Origin of the sequence: Endozoicomonas acroporae (genome assembly GCF_002864045.1) — a bacterium.
GTDB lineage: Bacteria > Pseudomonadota > Gammaproteobacteria > Pseudomonadales > Endozoicomonadaceae > Endozoicomonas > Endozoicomonas acroporae.
On record NZ_PJPV01000183.1, the window covers coordinates 1 to 5,990 of the forward strand.

The window sequence follows — 5,990 nt, forward strand, 5'->3', positions numbered from 1 at the left end:
GACACCAGGGCTCAACGAGGCCGTGGCCGCGCTGTTGCCCCAAGTAAACGCGCAGAAAGCTAACTTTAAACCTCAGGAAATCGCCAATCTGCTGTGGGCCATGGCGAAACTGGTGGAAAACGGGCAGATGCGGACACCAGAGTTCACAGAGGCCGTGGCCGTGCTGTTGCCCTGCTTGAACGCACAGAAAGACCAATTTATTCCTCAGGCTATCGCCAACCTGCTGTGGGCCATGGCGAAACTGGTGGAAAACGGGCAGGTGCGGACCCCGGAGTTCACAGAGGCCGTGGCAGCGCTGTTGCCCCACGTAAACGCACGGAAAGCTGACTTTAAACCACAGGAAACCACCAACCTGCTGTGGGCCATGGCGAAACTGGTGGACAATGGGCAGAAGCAAACACCTGAGTTAAAAGAAGCCGTGGCCGCGCTGATGCCCCACGTAAACGCACAGAAAGCTAACTTTAAACCACAGGAAATCACCAACCTGCTGTGGGCCATGGCGAAACTGACAGACAACGGCCAGGAGCGGACACCAGAGTTTAAAGAAGCTGTGCCCGTGCTGTTGCTCCACGTAAACGCACAGAAAGCTAATTTTAAACCACAGGAAATCACCAACCTGCTGTGGGCCATGGCGAAACTGGTGGACAACGGGCAGGAGTGGACACCAGAGTTCACAGAGGCCGTGGCAGCACTGTTGCCCCAAGTGGACGCACAAAAAGACCAATTTATTCCTCAGGCTATCGCCAACCTGCTGTGGGCCATGGCGAAACTGGTGGAAAACGGGCAGGTGCGGACACCGGAGTTCACAGAGGCCGTGGCCGCGCTGTTGCCCCACGTAAACGCACTGAAAGCTGACTTTAAACCACAGGAAATCACCAACCTGCTGTGGGCCATGGCGAAACTGGTGGACAATGGGCAGAAGCAAACACCTGATTTCAAAGAAGCCGTGGCCGCGCTGTTGCCCCACGTAAACGCACGGAAAGCTGACTTTAAACCACAGGAAATCACCAACCTGCTGTGGGCCATGGCGAAACTGGTGGACAACGTACAGGTGCAGACACCAGGGCTCAACGAGGCCGTGGCCGCGCTGTTACCCTACGTGAACGCACAGAAAGACCAATTTATTCCTCAGCATATAGCCAACCTGCTGTGGGCCATGGCAAAACTGGTGGACAACGGGCAGGAGCGGACACCAGGGCTCAAAAAGGCCGTGGCCGTGCTGTTGCCCTACGTGAACGCACAGAAAGACCAATTTATTCCTCAGGCTATCCCCAACCTGCTGTGGGCCATGGCAAAACTGGTAGACAACGGGCAGGAGCAGACACCAGGGCTCAACGAGGCCGTGGCCGTGCTGTTACCCTGCGTGAACGCACATAAAGACCAATTTATTCCTCAGCATATAGCCAACCTGCTGTGGGCCATGGCGAAACTGGTGGACAATGGGCAGGTGCGGACCCCGGAGTTCACAGAGGCCGTGGCAGCGCTGTTGCCCCACGTAAACGCACGGAAAGCCGACTTTAAACCACAGGAAACCACCAACCTGCTGTGGGCCATGGCGAAACTGGTGGACAATGGGCAGAAGCAAACACCTGAGTTCAAAGAAGCCGTGGCCGCGCTGTTGCCCCATGTAAACGCACAGAAAGCTAACTTTAAACCACAGGAAATCACCAACCTGCTGTCGGCCATTGCGAAACTGGGTGAATTCGTTGAGCTGAACGTGGTTACCTCTACGTTCGAATCGCTTGTCTGCCAAATCAGTGAAAACCCTCAGCTCTCTCAGCAAGACATATTAATGTCTCTCTGGGGGGTAATGGTATACTGTGCCAGGTTATCTCTGGTCCCCAATGCCAATAAAAATAACGTGTTTGAAAAGCACATGGATGACCTGTTTACTCGCATTGAAAATACATTCCCGGACAATGAAGAAGAGCAATCCATCATCGCCATGGCCGCAAGTTGGCTTGGGAAACCTTGTCCATTCGTCCCCCATTACCGGACAACCATGTCAAAAACTCAAATCGACTTTCACGATCAACTCCAATCACGCATTCCCTCTTTGAGGATTGAAGAAGAAAAAAGTCTGAACACATTACATCCGGTAGACCTGCTACTGCCAGATCACAACATGGTGATTGAAGTTCAGGGACCGTCTCATTACGTGGGTGGTGATTTCAAAACCAGGAATGGCTCGACACTGCTTAAAATCGCACTGCTGCAAAAATCAGGATTTGAGGTCATTGAAATCCCGGTTAACGAGCTTAGGAACCGGGATTCCATGAAACGATGTATTGATCACATAAAGACCAGGGTAGCCACCCCGCTGCAGGGGCGTGCCTCTGTAGGGCTTAAAAGAAGGCGGGCAGATGAGGCACACATGACTACCGATAAAGGAAGGCAACCCTCAGATTACTTGCACTTAACCGCCGAAGAATATTCAGAAGAGCAAACCGGCAAACCAAAAAGAAAAAAAAGGAAGAGAAACAACAGCAAGTAATCTCCTCCCTTCCATCATGATTGCCACACTTTTTGTTTTCTGTACCCAGGTTGAAATTACCTATCATTGAAATCAAAAAATGGTAGCAGATCTAAAAGTTTTTCCCCCGCAGGGTCATTGCCTTTCCAATGGTCTTTCACCAGGAGTAAATAACCATATTTTGTTGAATACATCCGGAAGCAGTCCGGATAATCCGGTCATTTGACAAGATGAATTTGAGTAAAGTTCAAACCGGCACAAGAGAAACGCCTCAGGCCTACCTTTCGCGACAACTTCTCACCCGTGGGAATCAACACCCCTCACTTGCTGTCAATGCAAAATACCGGAAGACAGTGACCGTTCTCAATGGTTGCAAAGCACTGAAGTCCGGGCTGCTGATGCATTATCGCAACCGGGTCAGTATCAATCTTCATGGGGGAACCTATCGGATAAGCCACGATTACTACCTCAGCGATTTATCCAAAACACAGCATCAGGCTGTGTTTATGGCGTGTGATATGACGAGTGATGAATCTGTTTATAGCTGTGGTAAAATCGAGCAATTCTTAAATGTTATTCAGAAAATCGACATTTAATGTTCCCACTGATACGGCCATGTAATTTCATTTTGGCAGAAACTTAGTTTAGATATTGCAGCAAAATGAACCTCTGCACAGAACAGCTGTCTGTTTAATTATATTTTCGTGAATTAATGAAATATAATTATGCACAGAACCTCTGCTGCTAACGCAGGATCAGCTAATTATTACAACCAACCGAATAACCATCCCGCCTCTTCAAGGCTTGGACGATATAGACATGACACAGTAAGACAGAGGGATAATCCCTCCCGCTCTATCCCGGGGCGTAATGAATTTTACCCTTCTTCTGGCGCATACACTTCTCAATACATACAGTGTCGTTCAGTAACCCCTGCTCAAGATTTTAATGCCCTTGTCAAACCAGAAATAATGGATGATCTGTTGAGTAAATCTGATCGTTTCGCCCATCGCTATGATGGGAGAAATCATGGTCAATTTGCCAGTACCATTAAAAAATACGCGTCAGCTGCTAAAAGACCGTTAAATCGAGCGGAACAAAGCCAGCTGATGCGTTTTCTGCCAAATTTTACAGTAACACGGAGCTGGAATTGGCGAAGCCTGGCAACAACACTTCATTCATTTACCTCAGCAGGTGTTTTTACCCCTCATCAACCCATGGATGAGCGTGTCAAGCTTACTCAAGCTGCCTTATTGTCAACACTACTTGATGCAATAATATTCAAGTGCCATCAAAAACCTGAAGCCAGGGATATTGAGGCCCAGCAAATCGCCAACCTGCTGTGGGCAATGGCGAAACTGGTGGACAACGGGCAGGAGCGGACACCAGAGCTCAAAAAGGCCGTGGCCGTACTGTTGCCCAATGTGAACGCACAGAAAGACCAATTTATTGCTCAGGGTATCGCCAATCTGCTGTGGGCCATAGCGAAACTGGTGGACAACGGGCAGGAGCTGACACCCGAGTTGAAAGAGGCTGTGGCCGTGCTGTTATCTCAAGTAAACGCACAGAAAGCTAACTTTAAATCACAGGAAATCGCCAACCTGCTGTGGGCCATGGCGAAACTGGTGGACAATGGACAGCAGCAAACACCTGAGTTCAAAGAGGCCGTGGCCGCGCTGTTGCCCCACATAAACGCACAGAAAGCTAACTTTAAACCACAGGAAATCGCCAACCTGCTGTGGGCCATGGCGAAACTGGCAGACAACGGCCAGGAGCAGACACCAGAGTTCAAAGAGACTGTGGCCGTGCTGTTGCCCCGCGTAAACGCACAGAAAGCTAACTTTAAACCTCAGGAAATCGCCAACCTGCTGTGGGCCATGGCGAAACTGGGGGAAAACGGGCAGGTGCGGACACCAGAGTTCACAGAGGCCGTGGCCGCGCTGTTGCCCCAAGTGAACGTACAGAAAGACCAATTTATTCCCCAGGCTATCACCAACCTGCTGTGGGCCACGGCGAAACTGCTGGACAACGGGCAGGCGTTGACACCAGAGTTCAAAGAGGCTGTGGCCGTGCTGTTGCCCCACGTAAACGCACGGAAAGCTAACTTTAAACCACAGGAAATCGCCAACCTGCTTTGGGCTCTGGCGAAACTGGTGGACAATGGGCAGGTATTGACACCGGAGTTCAAAGAGGCTTTGGCCGTACTGTTGCCCCACGTAAAGGCACAGAAAGCTAACTTTAAACCACAGGAAATCACCAACCTGCTGTGGACCATGGCGAAACTGGTGGACAACGGGCAGGAGCGGATACCAGGGCTCAAAGAGGCTGTGGCCGCACTGCTGCCCCGGGTGAACGCGCAGAAAGACCAATTTATTCCTCGGGCTATCGCCAACCTGCTGTGGGCCATGGCGAAACTGGTGGACAATGGGCAGGAGCAGACACCAGAGTTCAACGAGACCGTTGCCGTGCTGTTACCCTACGTGAACGCACAGAAAGATCAATTTAATTCCCAGGGTATCGCTAACCTGCTGTGGGCCATGGCAAAGCTGGTGGACAACAGGCAAGAGCGGACACCAGATCTCAACGAGGCCGTGGCCGTGCTGTTGCACTACGTGAACGTACAGAAAGACCAGTTTATTCCTCAGCATATCGCCAACCTGCTGTGGGCCGTGGCGAAACTGGCATACAACGGCCAGGAGCGGACACCAGAGTTCAAAGACGCTGTGGCCGTGCTGTTGCTCAACGTAAACGCACAGAAAGCTAACTTTAAACCACAGGAAATCGCCAACTTGCTGTGGGCCATGGCGAAACTGGTGGACAACGGGCAGGTGTTGACACCAGAGTTCAAAGAGGCTGTGGCCGCACTGCTGCCCCGGGTGAACGCACAGAAAGACCAATTTATTCCTCAAGCTATCGCCAACCTGCTGTGGGCCATGGCGAAACTCGTGGACAATGGGCAGGAGGTGACACCAGGGCTCAAAGAGACCGTAGCCGCGCTGTTGCCCCACGTAAACGCTCGGAAAGCTAACTTTAAACCACAGGAAATCACCAAACTGCTGTGGTCCATGGCAAAACTGGTGGACAATGGACAGAAGCAAACACCTGAGTTCCAAGAAGCCGTGGCCACGCTGTTGCCCCACGTAAACGCACAGAAAGCTAACTTTAAACCACAGGAAATCGCCAACCTGCTGTGGGCCATGGCGAAACTGGTGGACAGTGGGCAGGAGGGGACACCAGGGCTCAAAGAGGCCGTGGCCGCGCTGTTGCCCCATATAAACGCACGGAAAGCTAACTTTAAACCACAGGAAATCACCAAACTGCTGTGGGCCATGGCGAAACTGGTAGACAATGGGCAGAAGCAAACACCTGAGTTCAAAGAAGCCGTGGCCGCGCTGTTGCCTCACTTAAACGCTCAGAAAGCTAACTTTAAGCCACAGGAAATCGCCAACCTGCTGTGGGCCATGGCGAAACTGGTGGGCAATGGGCAGAAGCAAACACCTGAGTTCAAAGAAGCCGT

3 protein-coding genes are annotated in these 5,990 nt (G+C 51.3%); all 3 read left to right on the forward strand.

The window, feature by feature from the left end; genetic code table 11:
- Window positions 1–2,494: RAP domain-containing protein (locus CX664_RS23275; protein ID WP_146000258.1), on the forward strand; the 2,494-nt coding region annotated here is incomplete at its 5' end.
- Between the two features lie 209 nt (window positions 2,495–2,703).
- Window positions 2,704–3,069, forward strand: a complete 366-nt coding sequence (locus tag CX664_RS23280; protein WP_101749032.1) for a hypothetical protein — start codon at window positions 2,704–2,706, stop codon at window positions 3,067–3,069.
- A gap of 129 nt (window positions 3,070–3,198) precedes the next feature.
- Window positions 3,199–5,990, forward strand: a 2,792-nt coding sequence (locus CX664_RS23285; RefSeq protein WP_146000259.1) for a DUF1601 domain-containing protein, incomplete at its 3' end; no start/stop codon positions are given.

What these genes read in the sequence shown, in the direction of transcription:
- CX664_RS23280 (WP_101749032.1), top strand. Translation starts at nt 2,704, where the DNA reads ATGAATTTGAGTAAAGTTCAAACCGGCACAAGAGAAACGCCTCAGGCC.